Source organism: Bradyrhizobium sp., assembly GCF_049519115.1.
Lineage (GTDB): Bacteria > Pseudomonadota > Alphaproteobacteria > Rhizobiales > Xanthobacteraceae > Bradyrhizobium.
Genome location: NZ_JBEKRB010000022.1, coordinates 1 through 20755, shown reverse-complemented (window position 1 = coordinate 20755; position 20755 = coordinate 1). Strand labels below are relative to the sequence as shown.

General features: G+C 61.1%; 22 protein-coding genes, 1 tRNA gene and 2 pseudogenes. 9 read left to right on the top strand and 16 right to left on the bottom strand.

Annotation, left to right across the window (positions count from 1 at the left end; all coding sequences use genetic code 11):
• Positions 1-98 precede the first annotated feature (98 nt).
• The 9 genes from ABSE61_RS17965 to obgE all read right to left on the bottom strand — a co-directional run bounded on the left by ABSE61_RS17965 (position 99) and on the right by obgE (position 10152).
• A complete protein-coding gene (locus ABSE61_RS17965) occupies positions 99-1334 on the bottom strand; it encodes a divergent polysaccharide deacetylase family protein (RefSeq protein ID WP_423872467.1) in 1236 nt (411 codons plus the stop codon).
• A gap of 206 nt (positions 1335-1540) precedes the next feature.
• Complete coding sequence (locus ABSE61_RS17960) at positions 1541-2896, bottom strand: S41 family peptidase (RefSeq protein WP_423872466.1); 1356 nt, start codon at positions 2894-2896, stop codon at positions 1541-1543.
• A complete protein-coding gene (locus ABSE61_RS17955) occupies positions 2893-4266 on the bottom strand; it encodes a murein hydrolase activator EnvC family protein (protein ID WP_423872465.1) in 1374 nt (457 codons plus the stop codon). The genes ABSE61_RS17960 and ABSE61_RS17955 overlap by 4 nt, the downstream gene beginning before the upstream one ends.
• A 38-nt stretch (positions 4267-4304) precedes the next feature.
• Positions 4305-4787 carry a 23S rRNA (pseudouridine(1915)-N(3))-methyltransferase RlmH gene (gene rlmH, locus ABSE61_RS17950; RefSeq protein ID WP_423872538.1) on the bottom strand — a complete coding sequence of 161 codons (483 nt, stop codon included), beginning with the start codon at positions 4785-4787 and terminating at the stop codon, positions 4305-4307.
• 143 nt (positions 4788-4930) lie between these two features.
• Complete coding sequence (gene rsfS / locus ABSE61_RS17945) at positions 4931-5287, bottom strand: ribosome silencing factor (RefSeq protein ID WP_423872537.1); 357 nt, start codon at positions 5285-5287, stop codon at positions 4931-4933.
• 475 nt (positions 5288-5762) lie between these two features.
• The gene (locus ABSE61_RS17940; protein ID WP_423872464.1) at positions 5763-6404 is read right to left on the bottom strand and encodes a nicotinate-nucleotide adenylyltransferase; all 642 of its coding nucleotides are present in this window, start codon (positions 6402-6404) and stop codon (positions 5763-5765) included.
• A 31-nt stretch (positions 6405-6435) separates the two neighbouring features.
• Positions 6436-7728: a glutamate-5-semialdehyde dehydrogenase gene (locus tag ABSE61_RS17935; RefSeq protein ID WP_423872463.1), complete on the bottom strand. Its 1293-nt coding sequence runs from the start codon at positions 7726-7728 to the stop codon at positions 6436-6438.
• A 145-nt stretch (positions 7729-7873) separates the two neighbouring features.
• A complete protein-coding gene (gene proB, locus ABSE61_RS17930) occupies positions 7874-9016 on the bottom strand; it encodes a glutamate 5-kinase (protein ID WP_423872462.1) in 1143 nt (380 codons plus the stop codon).
• A 77-nt stretch (positions 9017-9093) separates the two neighbouring features.
• Positions 9094-10152, bottom strand: coding sequence for a GTPase ObgE (gene obgE / locus ABSE61_RS17925; RefSeq protein WP_423872461.1), 1059 nt, complete (start codon positions 10150-10152; stop codon positions 9094-9096).
• Positions 10153-10510: 358 nt separating this feature from the next.
• On the opposite strand from obgE, the gene ABSE61_RS17920 reads away from it, so the two are divergent.
• Positions 10511-11428, top strand: a complete 918-nt coding sequence (locus ABSE61_RS17920) for a DMT family transporter (RefSeq protein ID WP_423872460.1) — start codon at positions 10511-10513, stop codon at positions 11426-11428.
• 3 nt (positions 11429-11431) lie between these two features.
• Here ABSE61_RS17920 and ABSE61_RS17915 read toward each other — a convergent pair whose 3' ends face one another.
• The 3 genes from ABSE61_RS17915 to rplU all read right to left on the bottom strand — a co-directional run bounded on the left by ABSE61_RS17915 (position 11432) and on the right by rplU (position 13065).
• Positions 11432-12022, bottom strand: coding sequence for a GNAT family N-acetyltransferase (locus ABSE61_RS17915; protein ID WP_423872459.1), 591 nt, complete (start codon positions 12020-12022; stop codon positions 11432-11434).
• A gap of 155 nt (positions 12023-12177) precedes the next feature.
• Positions 12178-12447, bottom strand: a complete 270-nt coding sequence (gene rpmA / locus ABSE61_RS17910; RefSeq protein ID WP_161850786.1) for a 50S ribosomal protein L27 — start codon at positions 12445-12447, stop codon at positions 12178-12180.
• Between the two features lie 96 nt (positions 12448-12543).
• A complete protein-coding gene (rplU, locus tag ABSE61_RS17905) occupies positions 12544-13065 on the bottom strand; it encodes a 50S ribosomal protein L21 (protein WP_423872458.1) in 522 nt (173 codons plus the stop codon).
• A gap of 342 nt (positions 13066-13407) precedes the next feature.
• Here rplU and ABSE61_RS17900 point away from each other — a divergent pair, with 342 nt between their 5' ends.
• The 3 genes from ABSE61_RS17900 (at position 13408) to ABSE61_RS17890 (ending at position 16030) form a co-directional block, all read left to right on the top strand.
• Positions 13408-14511, top strand: a complete 1104-nt coding sequence (locus tag ABSE61_RS17900) for an ROK family protein (protein ID WP_423872457.1) — start codon at positions 13408-13410, stop codon at positions 14509-14511.
• A gap of 342 nt (positions 14512-14853) precedes the next feature.
• A tRNA-Ser gene (locus tag ABSE61_RS17895) sits at positions 14854-14943 on the top strand.
• A 247-nt stretch (positions 14944-15190) separates the two neighbouring features.
• Entirely contained in the window at positions 15191-16030 is an 840-nt protein-coding gene (locus ABSE61_RS17890; RefSeq protein WP_423872456.1) for a hypothetical protein, read from the top strand.
• Here ABSE61_RS17890 and ABSE61_RS17885 read toward each other — a convergent pair.
• Entirely contained in the window at positions 16009-16227 is a 219-nt protein-coding gene (locus tag ABSE61_RS17885; protein ID WP_423872455.1) for a hypothetical protein, read from the bottom strand. The genes ABSE61_RS17890 and ABSE61_RS17885 overlap by 22 nt on opposite strands.
• A 470-nt stretch (positions 16228-16697) precedes the next feature.
• Between ABSE61_RS17885 and ABSE61_RS17880 the strand changes: the two genes are divergently transcribed.
• Positions 16698-17060: a response regulator gene (locus ABSE61_RS17880; RefSeq protein WP_423872454.1), complete on the top strand. Its 363-nt coding sequence runs from the start codon at positions 16698-16700 to the stop codon at positions 17058-17060.
• Positions 17061-17200: 140 nt separating this feature from the next.
• Positions 17201-17467 carry a hypothetical protein gene (locus tag ABSE61_RS17875; protein ID WP_423872453.1) on the top strand — a complete coding sequence of 89 codons (267 nt, stop codon included), beginning with the start codon at positions 17201-17203 and terminating at the stop codon, positions 17465-17467.
• Between the two features lie 157 nt (positions 17468-17624).
• On the opposite strand, the gene ABSE61_RS17870 is transcribed toward ABSE61_RS17875, so the two are convergent.
• Positions 17625-18047, bottom strand: coding sequence for a hypothetical protein (locus ABSE61_RS17870; protein ID WP_423872452.1), 423 nt, complete (start codon positions 18045-18047; stop codon positions 17625-17627).
• 83 nt (positions 18048-18130) lie between these two features.
• Here ABSE61_RS17870 and ABSE61_RS17865 point away from each other — a divergent pair, with 83 nt between their 5' ends.
• Together ABSE61_RS17865 and ABSE61_RS17860 are read left to right on the top strand one after the other, a co-directional pair.
• On the top strand, positions 18131-18370 hold the full coding sequence (locus tag ABSE61_RS17865; protein ID WP_423872451.1) for a helix-turn-helix domain-containing protein: 240 nt from the start codon (positions 18131-18133) through the stop codon (positions 18368-18370).
• 112 nt (positions 18371-18482) lie between these two features.
• The gene (locus ABSE61_RS17860; RefSeq protein WP_423872450.1) at positions 18483-19211 is read left to right on the top strand and encodes a hypothetical protein; all 729 of its coding nucleotides are present in this window, start codon (positions 18483-18485) and stop codon (positions 19209-19211) included.
• Between the two features lie 833 nt (positions 19212-20044).
• On the opposite strand, the pseudogene ABSE61_RS17855 reads toward ABSE61_RS17860, so the two are convergent.
• Positions 20045-20437 (bottom strand): annotated as a pseudogene (locus ABSE61_RS17855) (transposase); the annotation flags it as partial.
• On the opposite strand from ABSE61_RS17855, the pseudogene ABSE61_RS17850 reads away from it, so the two are divergent.
• Positions 20430-20600: pseudogene (locus ABSE61_RS17850) on the top strand (ABC transporter substrate binding protein); the annotation flags it as partial. The pseudogenes ABSE61_RS17855 and ABSE61_RS17850 sit on opposite strands and share 8 nt — an antisense overlap.
• On the opposite strand, the gene ABSE61_RS17845 reads toward ABSE61_RS17850, so the two are convergent.
• A partial coding sequence (locus ABSE61_RS17845) for a hypothetical protein (RefSeq protein ID WP_423872543.1) occupies positions 20568-20755 on the bottom strand: 188 nt, incomplete at its 5' end. The pseudogene ABSE61_RS17850 and the gene ABSE61_RS17845 sit on opposite strands and share 33 nt — an antisense overlap.

The following is a 20755-nucleotide window of genomic DNA, read 5'->3' as shown; positions in this document are numbered from 1 at the left end:
GACCACTGGCAAACATAAGTTTCTAGTGGAGTTTTGGATTTGACATTCGCTATTCACGCAATCCCGGCGACAGGATAGCGAATGTCAAATCCACTCCACTAGCTTGATTTTGATTTCAGCATCGCGGTTGTCAATGGCACGAGCAAGAGACCATGGCTGTCAAGCGTCCTGCTCCAGACGCTAATCCGTTCGATCGAGATCGGCAACGCCGAGGCGACGCCCACCGCGATTCCACGTTCTTTGGCCAATCCCTCGAGTTTGGCCAAAGCGCGATCGATTTCGCCCGGAGTCGGCACCGCATCGATGGCGAGGTCGGCCTTGGCGAAGGGCACGGCCTGGGCTGCCGTCAGCGAGAGGGCGGTAGAGCGCGCCAATCCGTCGTCGAAATAACCAAGGCCGCGTTTGGCGGCTTCCCGCACGATCGGTGCCATCGCGGTATCGGTTGCCACAAAGCGGGCGCCCATGAAATTGGCAATCCCGGCGTAACCCTGGAACCGGCTGAGGTGCCAATACAGGCGATCGACATTCTGTTCGGGGGCCAGCGTCGTCAGCAGGGTCTGCGGTCCCGGATCGTTGTCGGGATAGTCATAGGGCTCCATCGGGATCTGCAGCAGAATCTCATGATGCTGCGCGCGTGCCCGCTCGACGAGCTTGGCCGGGTCCGATCCGTAAGGGGTGAAGGCCAGCGTCACCGCGGCAGGCAATCTCAGGATGGCATCGACGGTCTTGGCGGCGCCGACACCGAGGCCGCCGACGACGATGGCGATAATCGGCATCTTCGCGGCCTTGGCCCGGTCGACGTCACCCGCATAGGCGGTAAACGGCTTCAACCCGTCGGACATGGTCGGGATCATGCCGTAGCGGGATTTTTCCAGAAGCCGCGGGTCGATCCCGGACATCGCGGCGGGGCCCGCATTTGCGTCCTTTTCGGAAGCCTCGCCGCCGCCGATCGGCACGTCGTGCCGCGCGCCGCTCGATCCGTCGATGATGGTGATGGTTCGCTGGTCCGAAGCTGCGCCGGCCTTGGATGAATTCGCCGATGGCTCGCCGCCGTGCGACGCCATGGTCGATTTCTCGGCCGGTTTCTCAGGCACCATCTCGCCGGGCTTCGCGGCCGGCTTATCGTCGCCCGAAGGCCCGATCGCGATCCGCACCAGCGGCTCGCCGCCGAACGGGTCATCGGTGAAGAGAGCATAGCCGGCAAAAATCAGCAGGAACAGGCCGAGCGCCGCCGCCAAAACCTGCATCTTGGTGAAAGGCAGCCGAAAACGGCGCCTGCCACGCGCGATATCGCGTCCAAGCGGAGCACTCAGCTCGTCGGCCGCCTCTGCCATCGAACTCCCCGAATCAATCAGTTTGAAGATACCACGGCCGTGCAAGGCAACGGCAGGGTGGAACCGCTCCTCCCACGGCGGTCGAATCGCCGCGCGGGTATTTCCGGGGCTTTTCCTGATTCGCCGCCGCTGCGAGTTTCCATCCGCAGGCAAATAAAAAGGGCGGCCCTGCTGGCCGCCCTTTTTCGAAAAATACCTCTAAGCGATCAATTCGCTTCCTTGTTGGGAGCCCTCTCGACCGATGCGTTGTCGCCGGTCGCCGGCGCGGTCGGGTTGACCTTGACGCCGTGGAGAAGGTCGTCGGCCATCTTCAGCGCCTTGTCGTTCTTGGGATCCGGCGGCACGTAGGACTGCGAACCGGTTTTCTCGTCGCCATCGTTCTTCAAGTGACCGCGCAGCGAAGCCTCGCCCTTGGTGTCGGTCCGCGACTTCAACTCGTCCGGCACATCCTGCAACACCTCGATGTCCGGAACGATGCCCTTGGCCTGGATCGATTTGCCGGACGGGGTGTAATAACGCGCCGTGGTCAGCCGCAGCGCGCCGTTACCGGCGCCGAGCGGTATGATGGTCTGAACAGAACCCTTGCCGAACGAACGGGTGCCGATCAGCGTTGCGCGCTTGTGGTCCTGCAACGCGCCGGCGACGATTTCGGAAGCCGACGCCGAGCCGCCATTGATCAGAACGATCACCGGCTTGCCCTTGGTGAGGTCGCCCGGACGCGCCGAGCGGCGCTGGGTTTCCTCGGCATTGCGTCCGCGGGTCGAGACGATTTCGCCGCGCTCGAGGAAGGTGTCGGAAACGGTCACCGCTTCTTCCAGGAGGCCGCCGGGGTTGTTGCGAAGATCGATGACGAAGCCCTTCAGCTTGTCGCCGAGCTGAGTATTGAGATTGTTGATCTCCTTCTTCAGCCCTTCGGTGGTCTGCTCGTTGAAGGTGGTGATGCGGATATAACCGATATCGTCGCCTTCGACGCGCGCGCGCACCGAGCGGACACGGATATTGTCGCGCACCAGGGTGACGTCGATCGGATTGTCGGCGCCCTTGCGCATCACCTTGAGCCGGATCTTGGTGTTGACGGGCCCGCGCATCTTTTCAACCGCCTGATTGAGCGTCAGGCCCTGGACCTGCTCGTCGTCGAGCATGGTGATGATGTCGTTGGCGAGGATGCCGGCCTTGGAAGCCGGTGTGTCGTCGATCGGCGACACCACCTTGATCAGGCCGTCTTCCATGGTGACTTCGATGCCGAGGCCGCCGAATTCGCCGCGCGTCTGCACCTGCATGTCGCGGAAGCTCTTGGCGTCCATGTAGCTGGAATGCGGATCGAGCCCGCTCAACATGCCGCTGATGGCGGATTCGACCAGCTTGCTGTCGTCCGGCTTCTCGACATAGTCGCTGCGTACCCGCTCGAACACGTCGCCGAACAGGTTGAGCTGGCGATAGGTGTCCGACGTCGAGGCACGCGCGATCGATCCCATCATCACCGCGCGCGGCTGGGTCACGAACAGCGTCAATGCCGCGCCAGTGGCGGCGCTAAGAAGAATGAGAGAAGTCTTGCGCATCATCCGCGAACCTTTTCGCCTTCATTTGCGGCCCACCATGGGCCTGGATCAATGGGAGTGCCGTCCTTACGGAACTCAATATAGAGCACGGGTTGACTGGCACTGGTTGCCAGTATCGAAGCGACCTGGGATGTCGTCCCCATGGTCGCAACCGGCTCCCCCGTAAGAACAAACTGTCCAATGTTAACCGAAATGCGCCCCATTCCGGCGATCAGGACATGATACCCGCCACCGGCGTTCAGGATCAAGAGTTGTCCGTAGCTGCGGAAGGGACCGGCATAGACGACCCAGCCGTCACACGGGGTTGTGACCTGAGCGCCGGCCCGGGTTGCCAAAGAAATGCCTTTTTCGACGCCACCTACGCCGTCGGAACCGCCAAACTCCCGTATTTTGACGCCGTTCACCGGCAGAGCGAGCAATCCCTTCGCGGAAGCGAACGCCACCGCCGGGCTCTGCCGGGCCGGGTTCTTCAGGCCGCCTAAATTAGGCTTGCCATCGGCCGTGTTGCCGGGCGTCCCCTGCAAAATGGCTGCGGCTGCCGCCTTCGCCGCGCTCTTTGAGTCCTGTTCCATCCTGCTGATCAGGCCCTGAAGGCTGTCGACCTGTTTGGAGAGCGCAATAGCGCGCGCGCTTTCCGTCTCCAGGTCCTTTTCGGCGCCGCTTTGCGTGCGCTGGCGCTCATCGATCAGAGCCGCAAGCCGGGTCTGGTCGTCCCTCAGGTGGTCACGGTCGGAGGCCAAGCGGTCGCGCTCCGAGGCAATCGCCTTGCGCAAGGCCACGAGTTCGGCGAGGTCCTTGGCGAGGACTTCCGCACGGGCGCGCAATTCGGGCACAACGGCTCCGAGCAATATGGCGGTTCGAAGCGATTGCAGCGCATCTTCGGGCCTGACCAGCAAGGCCGGCGGCGTCCGGCGTCCGGCGCGCTGTAACGCCGCCAGCACTTCCACCACCTCAGCGCGGCGCGAATCGAGCGAGCTCCTGATTTGCTGGTCGCGGGCGTCGAGCGGGCGAAGCCTCGCTTCCGCCTCGCCGATCCTGGTTTCGACGGTTCGAACCTGGGCGGCCACATCGATCAATTGCGTGTTCAGCTTGCTGCGGTCCTGACCGATCGACGCAATCGACGCTTTGAGCTGTTGCTGAAGTTCCGTCGAACTTTTTTGCTGGGCCCGTGCCGCCTCCAGTTCCTGCTCGCGCTGTTTGATGGCGTCAGGGGAGCCGGCTGCCTGCGGCGCGTTCTCGGCAACCTGGGCCGATGCGCTCACGCCGGCCGAAGCGAGAGTTGCGGAAAACAGGATGACCGAAATGCGGGCCAAAGAGAGCGCGTCGGCGCGAGCGATGCCGTGAAGGTGCGGATTGTTCCGTGCCGGTTGCATCAATCCCGTCGTGCCTTACGCGAGCGTGGTGCGCCTGTTTACGCGCGGTGATAGGGGTGCCCTGCCAGGATGGTGGCCGCGCGATAAATCTGCTCAAAAAGCATGACGCGCACCATTTGGTGCGGCCAGGTCGCTGAGCCGAACGCCATCCTCATTTGTGCCATGCGCCGCAATTCGGGCGAAAGTCCGTCCGCGCCGCCGATGATGAAAATAGTATTGGCGACCTGGTCGTCTCGCCAGCGGGCGAGTTGCCCGGCAAACGTACCGCTGTCGATGTTGTCGCCCCGCTCATCGAGCGCGACCAGCACGGATTTGGGCGGAATCGCTGCCGAAATCGCCGCCGCCTCCTCGGCGATACGCGCAGTTGCATCGCGGGCGCGGCTTTCGGCCATGTCCTGAATCTCGAGGCCGCGAAATCCCAGCTTGCGGCCAATATCGTCGAACCGCTCGCGGTAGCGCTCGGCGAGTTCCCGTTCTGGGCCCCGCTTGAGCCGTCCGATGGCAATGACGAGAAGGCGCATGATTCGGCCAAGCTGCCGTGGATTCAAGCGGGTGTCCATAAACCCCACCTAGGGCCTCTGGCATGAAGTTGACGTCCACCATCCTCCGGGACGCGGCCCAGGAAGCAAATGCCGGACTCCAGACCCTCTGCTGAACCGAAAGCCTAAATCGCCTTCGCGGTCGTCGGACCCTGCATCCACAATCTTTCCAGATTGTAGAATTCGCGGACCTCGGGCCTGAAGATGTGGACGACCACGTCTCCCGAATCGATCAGCACCCAATCGCAATTGGACAGGCCTTCGACATGGGGATTTTTGATTCCACTCTCTTTGAGACCCTTGGCGACATTTTCCGCAATCGCGCCAACGTGCCGGTTAACCCGGCCGGTGGTGACGACCATGTAGTCGGAATATGCCGATTTGCCGCGAAGGTCGATGGTGACCGTTTCTTCCGCCTTCATATCGTCGAGGCGGGAGAGGATCAGATTCAGGGTCTTGTCGGCGTCTGGTTGCGCCTTCAAGGCCGCAGCTTTGGTCGATGTTTTACGCGCGGGTTTGGTTGCGGTCTTCTTGGAAACCTTGGGTAAAACAGACTTGGACAATACAGACGTGGCCAGGGACCATTCCTTTCACTGTATCGCGACCGCCCGAATCCTTCGGACGCCCGCCACCATTCTATGCATGTGGGGTTAACGGTTTCAATATCCAGTGTCCTGGTTCTGACATTCATATCTTGTCGCAACGGGTTCGTTTACGAATGTCAGAACCAAAGGGACACTGGCAAATATAAGATTTCAATGTGGTTTTGGATTTGACATTCGCGTTACTCCCTCGCTGCGACACCGTGGCGAATGTCAAATCCACCACATTGGTGTCCCACCGGCACGGCGTTTCCGAGGTTCGAAAGTGTGTCATTCCGGCTATCCCCGACATGAACGTCGGAAAATGTGAGGCAGCCGGTAATCCCATGTGCGCTGGCGCCGCGATCCCGCGGCCTCAACTCGTCCTCCAGCTTCCGTCCTGGTTCCGCAGGCCCGTCGAGGACAAATGCAGTTTCAAACCGGTGAGAAAAACCCACGCCGGCGTGCGTTGCTCGGCGAGGCTTGCAGACTGATTTTCCGGGAGGCGGTAGCGCGCAAGAGCCTGGGCGGCCGGCGAGGCGAGGGCGCGAAAGCTTTGCGGCGGTCGGTCGATCACAGCGATCGGTACCTCGGATGCTATGCGCCGCCAGTCATGCCAGCGGTGAAATTGCGCAAGATTGTCCGCTCCCATGATCCAGACAAAGTGCAGGCCCGAGGCACGGCGGCACAAATATCTTATCGTGTCGGCAGTGTAGCGCGTTCCAATGACGGATTCGAGACAGCTCACGTCGATGCGTGGGTCATGCGCCAGCTGCCGCGCCGCTTCCATGCGCTCGGTAAGATCGTGCGGTGCCCGGTCGGCCTTCAGCGGATTGCCCGGCGTCACCAGCCACCACACCCGGTCAAGTTTCAAACGCTTGATCGCGAACAGGCTGATGGCGCGATGCGCCAGATGCGGCGGATCGAACGAGCCGCCCAAAAGGCCGATGCGCATGCCGTTGGCGTAGGGCGGAAGAACGGAAGCCACCGATGCCGAGGCCGGAGAAACTTTACTCAACGCGTTCCCCGCTGCGGACAATTTCTGCGCATCACGGCCGCGTCTGTCCGGTGCCGTGAACGCGGTATTTAAAACTCGTCAATTGTTCTGCGCCCACAGGGCCACGGGCGTGAAACCTGCCGGTGGCAATGCCGATCTCGGCGCCGAAGCCGAACTCGCCGCCATCGGCAAATTGCGTCGACGCATTGTGCAACACGATGGCTGAATCGACTTCATTGAGGAATTGGCGCGCTGTCGCCTCGTCCTCGGTCACGATCGCATCGGTGTGGTGTGATCCGTGATTGTGAATATGGGCGATCGCCTCGTCGAGGCCGTCCACGACCCGGGCTGCGATGATCGCGTCTTCGTATTCAGTGTCCCAGTCTTCGTCGGAAGCGGGCTTCACGCGGGCATCGGTCGCTTGCACGGCAGCGTCGCCGCGCACTTCACAGCCCGCATCGAGCAGCATTTCGATCAGCGGCTTGAGAGATGTCGGTGCGCCTTTGCGATCGACCAGCAGAGTCTCGGCCGCGCCGCAGACGCCGGGCCGGCGCATCTTGGCGTTCAACACGATCGATTTGGCCATCGCCAGATCTGCGGCGCGATCGACATAGACGTGATTGACGCCTTCGAGATGGGCGAACACCGGCACGCGCGCTTCGGCTTCGACGCGCCCGACCAGGCTCTTGCCGCCGCGCGGCACGATCACGTCGATGGCGCCGCCAAGTCCCGTCAACATCAATCCGACCGCGGCGCGGTCGCGCGTCGGCACCAGCGTAATCGCAGCTTCGGGCAGGCCTGCTTCGCGCAAACCCCGCACCAGGCAATCATGGATCGCGCGGCAGGAGCGGAAACTGTCCGAGCCGCCGCGCAGGATGACGGCGTTGCCGGATTTCAGGCAAAGCACGCCGGCATCGGCGGCCACGTTGGGCCGGCTTTCGAAAATCACGCCGACGACTCCAAGCGGCACGCGAACGCGTTCGATCGTCATGCCGTTGGGGCGCTGCCAGCGCTCGGTCACCACGCCAATCGGATCTTCGATCGCGCGCACGGTGGCGACCCCGTCCGCCATGGCATCGATGCGGTTTTGGGTCAGCGTCAATCGATCGACGAAGGCCGAAGTGGCCCCGTTGGCGCGAGCCTCCGTGACGTCCTCGGCGTTGGCGGCGAGAATGGCCGCTGCATGGCTGCGGATCGCCCGCTCGATGGCGTCCAGCGCCTTGTTCTTCTGCGCAGGCGAGGCGAGCGCCAGCACCCGCGCAGCCGCCCGCGCGCGGGTCGCAAGCGCATTCATCAGTTCGGTCAAATCGGCGTTGCCGTCTATGGCTTTCAGCGGCGCAGTCATGTCGGTCCAAATCCAAGGTCGGGTAGCCATTAACATCATGCTTTAGCATGAAAATCCGCTTCTTGCGAAGGCCGGCTGCATGCGTCGGTGACGAGGGTGGCCCGATCGACGGCCTGGAGACGGCCGCGCCAGGTCGGCCAATGGCCTATTTGAGCGGGATTGCTCCGCTGGGGCCGATGACGAGGTCGTCGCGATGGATCATTTCGGCCCGGCCGCTGATGCCCAAAATGGTCGCCACATCGCCTGACGAGCGGCCCTTGATCTTCTCGGCATCGTCGGCATCATAGGCAACAAGACCGCGGCCGATTTCGTGGGTGTCGGGGCCGCGTACCACCACGGCATCGCCGCGGGCAAACTGGCCGTCTACCCTGATCACGCCGGCCGGCAACAGGCTCTTTCCGGCACGCAGCGCGCTCACCGCACCGGCATCGATCGTCAGCGTGCCCTTCGGCTCGAGCGAGCCGGCGATCCAGCGCTTGCGCGCGGTGACCGGATTGGCCGGCGTCAGGAACCAGGTGCAGCGCCCGCCGTCGGCGATGGCTTGCAGCGGATGCTCGATCTTGCCGGACGCAATCAGCATATGGGTGCCGGCGGTGGTGGCGATCTTGGCCGCCTCGATCTTGGTGTACATCCCGCCGCGCGAGAGTTCGGATTCGGCTGCGCCCGCCATCGCCTCGATTTCAGAGGTGACGGACTCCACGACCGGAATCAGTTTCGCATCGGGATTGGCGGCAGGTGGTGCGGTGTAGAGTCCATCGATGTCGGAGAGCAGGATCAAAAGGTCGGCGCTCGCCATGGTGGCGACGCGTGCGGCCAGCCGATCGTTGTCGCCGTAGCGGATTTCGTTGGTGGCCACCGTGTCGTTCTCATTGATGATCGGCACCGCGCGCCATTCCAGGAGCTTGGCGATGGTGGATCGCGCGTTGAGATAGCGGCGGCGTTCCTCGGTATCCTGCAAGGTCACGAGGATCTGCCCCGAACCGATACCGTGCGCACCGAGTACTTCCGACCAGATCCGCGCCAGCGCAATCTGACCCACGGCGGCTGCGGCCTGGCTTTCCTCAAGCTTCAGCGGGCCGCGCGGCAATTTCAATCGGCTGCGTCCGAGCGCGATCGAGCCGGACGAGACCACCAGCAATTCGCGTCCCTCGCCGTGGAGCTTTGCAAGGTCGCCCGCCAGCGCCGAAAGCCAGGCGGTGCGCACCTCGCCGGCAGCCGAATCGATCAGCAGCGAGGAGCCGACCTTGACGACGATGCGGCGGAATTTTTTTAAGCTTGGGCGAGCCATGGCGAGTGCGACTTTGCAGGCGGAGCTTTGCAAGACGATTACTGCGAGAGTCTACGACAGTACAGGCGGCAAGCCGCTCAGCTCGGGAGCGTCGCCCAAGGTTCGGACACCGCGGCTTCGGCACCGCCTTTGGCCTTGCTAGAGACCGGAGCTTCTCCGATCACTTCGACGAGTGACCGTAGCGCCGTCTCGACGCCTTCGCCAGTTGCGCCCGAGATCAGCAGCGGCGTCTTTTTGGCGGCGCGTTTCAGCCGGTCCTTCTGTTTCTTCAGCTCATCCGGCGTCACCGCATCGATCTTGTTCAAGGCGACGATCTCGATCTTGTCGGCGAGGTCACCCGCATAGGCCTCAAGCTCGGCGCGCACCGTCTTATAAGACTTGCCCGCGTGTTCGGTCGTTGCATCCACCAGATGCAGCAGGACACGGCAGCGCTCGACGTGGCCGAGGAAGCGGTCGCCGAGGCCTGCGCCCTCATGGGCGCCCTCGATCAATCCGGGAATGTCGGCCAGCACGAACTCGCGGCCGTCCGCATTCACGACGCCAAGCTGCGGATGCAGCGTGGTGAAGGGATAGTCGGCGATTTTCGGTTTCGCGGCGCTGACCTTGGACAGGAAAGTCGACTTGCCGGCATTGGGCAGGCCGACGAGGCCTGCGTCCGCGATCAGCTTCAGCCGCAGCCAGATCCAGCGCTCGTCGCCGACTTCGCCGGGATTGGCGTTGCGCGGAGCGCGGTTGGTGGAGGATTTGAAATGCGCATTGCCGAAGCCGCCATTGCCGCCCTCGGCGAGCACGAACTTCTCGCCGAGCGTGGTGAAGTCGTGAATCAGCGTAGTGCGGTCTTCGTCGAAGATTTGCGTGCCGACGGGCACCTTCAGCACAATGTCCTTGCCGTTGGCGCCATGGCGGTCCTTGCCCATGCCATTGGTGCCCTTCTGGGCCTTGAAGTGCTGCTGATAGCGATAGTCGATCAGGGTGTTCAGTCCATCGACCACTTCGACGATCACGTCGCCGCCGCGTCCGCCATTGCCGCCGGAGGGACCGCCGAACTCGACATACTTCTCGCGGCGGAAGGCCACGCAGCCGTTTCCACCGTCGCCGGAGCGGATATAGACCTTGGCTTCGTCGAGAAATTTCATTGGCTACACGTAGGGCAGGGCCCGTGCTGCGGCAACCCTGCAAATCGCCGATTTTGACGAGGAGCCTTAATTTTCGAGCCTTTTCGTCAGTCGTCGAAACAGAGAGGTCCTGACGGGCAGCAATGCGAAGACGCAACTAGAGTGTCCCGATTCCGAAGTTCGTATCCTTGTGCGGCCCCTCATTTACGAACTTCTGAATCGGGACACTGGCAAACTTATTGACCTAGTGTGGCTTTGGTTTAGAAGCCCGCATGACGAACTCGCGCGCCACAATGATGCGGACTTCTGAACCGCCACGCTCGAGCAAATTTGACCGACTTGATAGGTCGGCGCCATCAACAGCTTCGCCGATCGCTTGATGGGTATTCGCGCAACACTATCGAACGCAGCCGACGATCGCTCGATGCGGCTCGCCGGCATCGTGCTGATGCTGGCCGCCGTTGGCATGTTCGCCTTTGGCGACGCGCTCGGCAAATATATCGTGGCGACCTATTCGGTCGGACAGCTGATGTTGCTGCGCGCCTGCGCGGCGCTGGTGCTGATGGGCCCGTCGATGTTGCGGCAGCGTGGAGAGTTTCGGCGGATCGAGCGGCCGTGGTTGCAATTCTTGCGCGTTGTCCTGTCGACGCTGGAGATTGCCGCGTTCTTTCTCGCCACCGTCTATCTGCCGCTCGCCGATGTCGTGACTTACTATCAGGCGACCCCGATTTTCGTCACCGCGTTGTCCGCGCTGGTGCTGGGCGAGCACATCGGATGGCGGCGCTGGAGCGCGATCCTGATCGGATTTGGCGGGGTGTTGATCGCGCTTCGGCCCTCGGCGCAAACCATCAGCTGGCCCGCGATAATTGCGCTCGCCGGCAGCCTCGCTTTTTCCTGTTCACTGCTGACCACCCGTCTGTTGCGCACGACCCCCGATATCGTGCTGGCATCAGTGCAGTTCGCAGGCGGGCTGATATTTGGTCTTCTGATCGCGCCGGTCGGCTGGGTGACGCCGACATGGGGCAGCCTCGGACTGTTTTTCGCAGCCGGCGCGATCTCGGCTGGTGCGTTACTCTGCGTCAACCGTTCGCTGAAGCTCGCACCGGCCTCTATCGTCGTGCCGTATCAATATACGATGATCGTGTGGGCGGTCGCGTTCGGCTATCTCGTGTTTGGCGACGTGCCACAGCTCTCCACCGCGATCGGCGCCGCGGTCATCGTCGGCGCCGGGCTTTATATCTTCCTGCGCGAGCGGGAACTCGGGCGCACTGAAGCCGTGGTCAACCCGCCCGCATGAGCGTTATCTGCGCATTGTCGAACTGCCCCAATTCTTCAGCGACGCCCAGACGCTGCGCGTCAGGCGGAAACAATCGACGGGGGTCGACGATCCCAGCGATTCGAAGCGATGAAGTTCGACGCCGCTCCACTGGAAGCCGCATTTTTCCAGAACGTTGCGCGAAGCCGGATTGGCGACGCGCGCGCCGGCGCGTAATTGACCGGTGTCGAATTGCTCGAAGGTGAAATCGATCACGGCGCGCGCGGCTTCAGTCGCAAGACCCTGTCCCCAATAGTCCACGCCTAACCAGTAGCCGAGTTCCGGCGCCTCCGGCTCACGCCAATCGACGCCGACCATGCCGATCGGCGTGTGATCCTTTTCGACCAGGAAAACCGTTTCGCGATTGGTGGCAATGCCGCGAACGAATTCAACCGCGTCGCCTTGCGAATAGGGGTGCGGCAAGCGACGGGTATTCTCCGCGATGCGGCGATCACTGGCGAGATGCGCAATGGCATTCACATCCGCGAGCGTCGGCTTGCGCAGCGCAAGCCGTTCGGTCTCGAGGACGCACCGTCCAGCCTCGTGGAGTGCCCGGGGCGGGATATCCTGCAGCATCTGAAAGGCTCCTTGAGGGGTCACTCTTGGATGTGCGCGCCTTCCAGATAGGAAGCCGCGCAACAAAAAGGGAGGCCGGTTTCCCGCCTCCCCTTGGAGCCTTCATTTGCTCCGCCGGTTCAACAGGAGCCGGCGGAATCTTGCATGTCCGCCGTCTATTCGGCCGCCTCGGTCATCGGAATCACCGATACGAAGGTGCGGCCATTGGCTTTCGCACGAAACTCGACATGGCCCTCCACCTTCGCAAACAGAGTATGGTCGGTGCCCATGCCGACATTAAGGCCGGGATGCCAGGTGGTGCCGCGCTGACGCGCAATGATGTTGCCGGGAATCACGCGCTCGCCGCCATAGGCCTTGATACCAAGGCGCTTGCCCGCGGAATCGCGGCCGTTACGTGATGAACCGCCTGCTTTTTTGTGAGCCATGGCCCGTCTCCAACTCTATCCGTTCTCTAGATCAATTCTTTGACGCAATCATTTCACTTGATGTCACGCTATTCTGAAGCGTGTCACTTCAGCACGCTACTTCTTGTCGCTCTTCTTCGCCGCCTTTTTGGCCGGGGCCTTCTTTGCCGCGGTCTTGGCGGCAGGTCTCGCTGCAGCCTTTTTCGCGGCGGGCTTCTTTGCCGCGGCCTTTTTCTTTGCGGCCTTCGGCACCTCGTCAGCGTCATCATCGGCCGGCTTCGCCACCACCTTCTCGCGCTTCGGGCGCGGTCCGATCGAAGGCTTGTTATCGTTGGTCAGGATCTCGGTGATGCGAAGCACCGTGATCTCGTCGCGATAGCCGCGCTTGCGGCGCGAATTCTTGCGGCGGCGCTTCTTGAACGCGATCACCTTCGGTCCGCGCTTGTGGTCCAGCACTTCGGCCGCAACGGAAGCACCAGCCACCGTCGGCGCACCGAGCACCGGCGTATCGCCGCCAACCAGCAGGACTTCGCCAAGCTGCACGATCGTGCCGACGTCGCCGGCGATCTTGCCTATCTCGAGCACATCATCCGGCGCGACCCGGTATTGCCGGCCGCCGGTTTTGATGACTGCGAACATCGTTTTATTCCTTCGTGTTCGATCCCGGCCTCGAACCAAGTCCGGGCCGGCCTTTTTCTACAGTCTTTATGGGTTCAATTTTCGCGCGATCGGGCCAAAACCAAAAGCCAAGGCCTCAATTAAAGTCCGCACAAAAACAAACAGCGCGAGAAATCTCCCGCGCCGGGTGAGCGGACTTATAGCCGCTTAAGGCCCCAAGTCAAGGCAAACTGGCCCCAAAACCCGCCAAAATCGAGGGGTTCGACGCCAGATAGGCCAATTAGGGCCGGCCCGGCCAGGCCGTGAAACCAACGGGTTCCCCGGGGGTTGTGTCCCCATACTGGCAAGCGGGCTAAGGAAAAAATGGCTGAGGACACCCTAACGACCGTCGGAATCGGCCGGCACGGCGCTGCGCGCCTGCCGTCGGTTGACGTCGACAGCTTCAATATCGAGCTGAAGGACGACGACGGCTTTCTCGGCGATCGCGCCAGTAAGGGGGCCTTTCGCAAGATCCTGGACGATCTGCGCAAGCCGCTGAGGAAAAACGGCGACGATCCACTCGGCGGCAAATCCGCCGATAAAATCAGCAAAAGCGAGCTCGATGCGGCCTTGACGGGCGAGGATGTCGGCGCGGCCGCCCTGGTCCACGGCGCGATCGAGGAGTTCGCCCGCGAACTCGCTTATGTGACCTCGAAATTTCTGAAAACCAAGGCGTGGGCCGATACCGAGCGCATCGTGGTCGGCGGCGGTTTTCGCCAAAGTCGCGTCGGTGAAATCGCCATTGCCCGCACCGATATTCTGCTCAAAGCCGACGGCTTCAAGGTGGATCTGGTGCCGATCCGCTTCGATCCCGATGAAGCCGGGCTGATCGGCTGCCTGCATTTGGCGCCGTCCTGGATTTTCGAAGCCTATGACAGCATCCTCGCGGTCGATATCGGCGGCACCAATATTCGCTGCGGCGTCGTTGAAACCCGATGGAAGAAGGCGAAGGACCTTTCGAAGGCTTCGGTCTGGCACTCCGATCTCTGGCGCCATGCCAATGACGAGCCGACGCGCGAGGGCACGGTCAAGCGGCTGGTCAAGATGCTGAAGGCCTTGATCGAAGAGGCGGACGCCGAAGGGCTGAAGCTCGCGCCCTTTATCGGGATCTCCTGTCCCGGCGTGATCAACGAGGATGGCTCGATCGCCAAGGGCGCGCAGAACCTGCCGGGCAATTGGGAAAGCAGCAAGTTCAATTTGCCGGCGAGCCTGATCGAGGGGATTCCCGTCATCGGCGATCACGACACCGCGGTGCTGATGCACAATGACGGCGTCGCACAGGGCCTGTCCGAAGTTCCCTTCATGCAGGACGTCGACCACTGGGGCGTGCTGACCATCGGTACCGGGCTCGGCAACGCCCGCTTCACCAACCGCCACAAGGACAAGGACGAAAAACGCGACGACGACAAGAAGAAGAACAAGGACTGAAGCGAGGTGGGTACCGGCTCGCGTCAAACGCGTCAAACGATCATGCCGATCGCCCCGCCGTATGGGCCGGTAACCTTGAGCGGTTAGGTTAAGACCGGGTTTGCGTTGCCGAGAGCGAGCCTGCCGTTACGGTCTCGTCGTCGCTCAGGCTGGCCTGTGAAGCCGCACTTCCCGGCCCGCAATTTTAATGACGCGACACGGGACCGCCGGTTTTTTCCGCGTCTGGCGGTCCCACCCTTTTTGGTGAAATTTTTAAGCCCCGCGCGCCTTGTCTGGTCGGGCATCCTCAACTAGAACTCGCCCCCGACCCTGCAGGGCACTGATTTGCCCTGATGTGCGCCTGGAGAGGTGGCAGAGTGGTTGATTGTACCGCACTCGAAATGCGGCATAGGTGCAAGCCTATCGGGGGTTCGAATCCCCCCCTCTCCGCCACGAAATTTCTTCAAGTAATTGATTTTGTTAGTTTTAGCTGATGGCCGTTTGTAGGTTACCCCACAATCCACCCCACATAATTTTTCAGTTATGAACAGGTTTGTGGAGGGCTGGGAGTGCGCCCAAGCACCGAAAAAATCCTTCGCCGTGGGGACAATTTCAGGGCTCTAAAAATCTAAATACGAGGCAGACCCACGCCTTCGATGGATACGCCACTCGACCGTGCCTGCGACATCGGAGCTTCGCAATGTCGGGTAACTTCCGCGGCAATTGGTCATCTACATCCAATTCAACCGCAGCCAATCCAACAACCGAAAAAGACAATTCAGACCGATCCAACCGGTACAAAATCAAACAGCACAAATCCGAGATTGATCAACCGGCTCAGTCAATCAAACCCCGCCCGGAAATTCATGATTACGATCGGATCTGCCGAGTCGATCCAATCACCCGACAACAAGTGAATGGCTTCGGCCGCCTGGTCATCGACCGGGTGAACGACGGATGGTCCTGCCATCTCATGACCTTCCCGTTCGTGCAGTTTCCCGGTCCTCGTGGCGCGGTCATCCAGGCGATGAAGGGCGAACTCCAACGGGTCTACTCGACGTTCGTTACGAGGACGCATCGAAAGCCTCGGACTACTCCTTCCGATGAGCTTCCTGTCCTCATCGGGGCTGCCGACCTCCAAGTCTACAAGAAGGATCCGACGTCTTCCCCGCTCGTCCTTTGCAATGGCGGCCTTCACTTCCATGGCCTGTTGATGGTCCCACCCGATACCAGGCTCGCGATCCCGGTCGACGAGCACTTTAGTGACTACCAAGAGATGTACGTGGGCAAGCGTCGCCTGATCACCAAGCTGGACGTCAGGCGAGTCACCGAGACCCACGAGCTCGCGGTCGACTACGTGTTCAAGACCATCTTGAGGGGGCGCGTGTCATACGACGACGGTGTGCTGGTTCTGCCGAGGACGCGCGACGAACTCGGACCCGGTGGGGAAGGGGATCCGATCGCTCGAAGTCGGTTTTACTCCGGTAAAAACCTCATCAGTCGAGGACCGGCGCCCACTCAATCGCGCGGCCTTATCTGAAGCTCCAGCAAAGCCATTCGCTGCAACGTGGCGGGGTCTCGCTCGCCTTCCTTGGCCGTTCGCAGGATGGTCTCCGCTATGGATTTCAGATGCCCGGAACTGACTGGATCGGGCAGGGTCTCCACCGCCGCTTCCATTGCATCCTTCATCAGCTTTATCGTCTCGGGCGGAAAACTCGCGTTCGGAAAGTCTTTCATTGGCCAGTCCATCCCTTTGTGGTTCGCGAACCAAAAGACGCAACCAAACACCGATCGACTGAAAGCTTGCTGTGTGACGAGCTAAGCGCCGACTGCGTCAACCGTTCCGTGCCAGGGAGTGCAAAGATTGAGCATCCGTGTCGTGAACCATTGCTGCGATCGGCTCTTGGTCTCTTGGGCGAACAGATTTGACTGGAACCCAACATGCCGAAGCAAACCGACAGAATCGACTCAGTGCATAGCCGGGCGATAAGCGACGAGATCGCTGAGAGGCTACGCGCCTCATTACCGAATGCCCCATCACCGCTTCCGGCCTCTCTCGGGCGCCGGCTCGGTCGGCTTCGCGAGAGGGAACAGCGATCTCCCTCGATAGTGCCGTCCATGAAGGATGATCGGTTGTAGCCCCGTTAGCGTTCCCGTCTGGTTGCGTGCCAAACAGTTCTGCTCGCCTCAATTAGGAGAGAGACCGTATGGAAGGGAAACTCAAGTCAATCGCCCTCGTGGTCGAAGACGACCAGGCGCATCGTGCTAGGGTGGTCATGCTTCTGCAAGAAGCGGACGTCCAAGTCATCCAGTGCGAGAGTGGCGAGGCGGCGGAACTGGTCCTTGAGAAAGTCGGCGGTTGCCTTTGCATGATGTTCGCCGACGTGGATCTTGCTGGAAGTATGACTGGTGCTGAACTGGCGACCATGGCTAGACGTCGCTTTCCCAACTTGAAGATTGTCGTCTCGTCCGGTCGAAGTCGCCCCGATCTTCCCGATGGGACGACGTTCATGCCAAAGCCGTGGAGGACGTTGGACGTTGTTCGGGAGGTCGAACTATCGTCCCAATAAATTGAGTCTGCAGCGCCACCGCCAATGCGTTTTGAACCCGGGCCGCGATAACCGCATCACCGACTTTCCGTGAAAATCCGGTCTTGGCTTAAGCGACCGAATCTTGTCATGTGGGTAACGGGGCTCTGGAGAATAAGAAAATGAAGCATCCCCTTCTGTTCAACCCGTTTCATTCGAGACAGGAGCAACTGCCGGAACGCGCGCAGGAGGCTCGGCGACGCGCGGGTTTGTCAGTGCGAACGACGCCGGTCTGCGGCCACTGCCGCTCCGATGACATCGTTTCGAACGCGACAGTGCAGTGGAGCAACGAGCGTCAGGAGTGGGAGCTGGCCGACACCTTTGCCAAGCCGGCGCACTGCAATAGCTGCAACGTCCTCTGCGAAATCGTCTGGCTGCCGTTGAATTAGATAGCTACTTGGAGCAGCGCTACGTGCCGCTCCCGTCGGGGACCTTATGTAATCAGTCTGTCTTGCCGGCATCTCTGTCGTCACTGATTATTATTTTGCGCGCCGCAGAACCAGCCCGTTCGTCGGCGCGCTGATCGACCGTCGGCCGGCAATGACGTCACTCGAGGTAATACGTGCTCTCGCCCCTGTCGGTTACTATCCGGACCCTCAGAGGGTCGCAGATCGATATGACGTAGCTCACGTCCCCGAAATTCATCGTGGTGTCCTTCGGGCCGTTGACCAGGACGCAGTCTGGACGGCCGTTGACCGTTACGTCCCGGACCGCGACCGGCTGCTCGCCCAGCGACTGGACCTTCAACCGCTGTGCTTTTGGCTGCTGGCATCGGCCGCCCGGGCAGTCCAGAGCCGGGATCATGAAGTACCCGTACTCGACCTTGAACTTCGGCCCGGCGGGCGATGCGAACGATCCGGCCAGACCATGTATCCCGTCGCGCAGGTAGCTTATCCCGAATAGGGTCACCAGTATCCCGACCAGCGTGAGCGTGGCCCCGAGCTTGGTAGGCGTCGTCCTCATAGCCATCCGTCACCCCCGTTTCCCGATCTAAGAACCGTTTGAGGCTTTAAAGCCGTAGGCTAATAAACCACAGGCTGGTTGGGTCGTACATGGACCTACGCCAGCTTTTCGCGACGAACCTCCGGCGCGTCCGCCACGAGCGGAAGATCTCTCAGGAAGGGCTCGCCCACGACGCCGGGGTGGACCGGGCCTACCTGAGCCGGGTCGAGCGGGGCGTGACCCACGTGGGACTGGAGATCATCGGGAAGCTGGCGGAAGTCCTAGGGGCGGACCCGGCCGAGTTCTTCCGGAAGCCCGCCAGGTCCTCGGGCCGGAAGAAGGCCGACTGAACTCTCCGGCCCCGGGCCGAGCTCATCGGTCATCCGGATTTGGCCGGCCCTGGCATGTACGGGACTTGCCTCCTGGTTTACGGCTTTCCCTCGACAGGGGCGGGAGGCAGCCATGGACATCGGGCGCAGGGAGTTACTGGTCGGGTCAGCAAGCCTTGGCCTCGCGACCATGGTCGGGCCGCTGGTCGTCATCCCTGCCGAGACTGAAGACCTAGGTCCGTCAGGTCGTCGATGGCACCCACTGACCCGATCGCTGCTCGACCTCGCCAATCGAGCCGGGCAAGGGCTGGATCGATCCCGCGTTGGGCGCATCGTCCGCGAGGTCTCAGGCGAGCACGGTCGACCGATTATAAAATGGATGGACACTCCGGGCCATGCATTCGAGTACCTGCTCCGGTTTTCGCTGGATGAGCTCGCGCAGATGCCCACGGCGCAGTTCTGGCCGTACCCTTCGTTCGTGTCAGTCGCAAACGAGGACGCAGAAGAGCGATCGGTTGAGCTCTACCTGCACGCCACTCGGGTGCTGAGGGTGGAGGAGCATGGCCGCGCGTTGATGGCCCCGAAGCTGTCCTACACGGGGCAAGCCATCGCGTCGCGGTCTCGTCCCGAGGTTGTCCTTGAGGCCAGAACGATCGCGGCGGAGATCGGCTGGATCGAGACGTCGTTGCCGGGCGCTGCTGCGCGAGCGATACGCGCCGTCGAAGACCTGCTCTCGGCGGGTTACGCCGAGGACTCGATGGAGATTTATCACCAGTTGAGGACGTTCGAGGCGTTCGAGCGCGGGCTGCTAGCCACGTGGGAGACGCCGGAAGAGCTGGTCTGTGTGCCAAGGTGGAGTTGAGCCGCTGTGGCGAAGACATCGACGGGCCGCTTTCAACTAGAACGCTCCATCAAAGATCACCAGGAGGCATCCCAATTAGAAGTGGCTCCGTTCGAAACAGTTGCCTCTCCTGTCGCGTGGTTGCCGGTCCGCGATCCTAAATAACTCCCGGTAACCGAACCAAATGCGGGACTGTCGTTTCGCTTCATTTTTATGGAATCGTGTGTGAAGGCAATCACCGTGAATCTCGTGACATAGCCGTGACTCCATGTTCCAGCATAATTGTTGCCGCCAACATTTTGCAATGTAACGGAGTAACTTAGGCCGTTGGCGCGGTCATTCAATTGAATAGTCCTTGGGAGCGAATCCTCTTTATCCGAATTTCGGTTCGCTGGAAGGCCAGACCTCGTGTGGTGGCCCGGAGATTGTTGATCTGCACCATTAAATATTATCGATTTGTCCGTTTTACCAATAGTTCCGCCCGTACTGCCGGCTTGGGCCACTAGCATTCTTTGTTTGATAGCGAGATTTTCTTCTGCGCTCGCTGGTAAACACGGATTTGTCGCCACCAACGCGACGATCGCTGTCAGGCTGGGCAGTAAAAGACGCCAATGTAGCATTTTCTGTCCCATACGGCGTGAAGCCGTTGCCCGAGAGAATAGGCGGTTCGACATCGGCCGAAAAGGGGCCGCAACAGATGCAGTCGCGTATAGATCGCGCGAAGTTTCCTCGACTAACACAGCCGGGCGCCTCGTGTCGCCTATTGAAGGCACTTTGCAAACATCGGTCCTAGAACTCGAGAGGCTCAAGTCGACCCAAGAGGTCAGAGAAGCGGACAAGGGGTCTTCCAGTATGTCACGGCCCTTGGCAAAGGCAGCACCATTGCCAATGGCCGCTACCATGGCGCTGGCGATGAGCGGGCCGATGCCCGGAGCGGTCATCAATTGGCGACAACTCTCGCTGGTATGCGCCAGAACCTCGATCTCTTCGGTGACGTGCTGGATACGCTCATCAAGACGCCGCCAATCGCCGCTGAGATCTTCGATGATTCTGATCATGCGAGGTGACAGTACGTCGCCGCGTTTAGCCAGGATGTCTGGAAGCTGTTGGCGGAGGAAGCGGAGCCCTTGACGTACTGCAATGCCATGCTCCAGGAGAAAGCCACGGATCTGATTGATCACAGCCGTTCGTTGGCCGACCAGACGAGATCGCACCCGGTGCAGTGCTTGGAGATCGTTTCGCCGGGCGGCAGGGTATATCGATCGCATCCTCAAAGGCGCGAAGCCTGCCGATCTGCCGATCCAACTGCCGACGAAGTTCGAGTTAGCCATTAATCTCAACACCGCAAAGGTACTCGGACTCGATGTACCACCAGGGCTACTCGCCATCACCGATGAGGTGATCGAATAACTCGGCTCTTTGCTGCGGTGCTTGGGTCTCATGTTGTGCAGGTTTTTGGACGCCGGCATAACGGACGGTTCCACGCGCTGTGGCGGCCGGCGTCCAAAAAGCGCCAAGGCACGAAGTCGCGGGAAGTTTGGCACTGGCGGCGCAGCGGGCGCTAT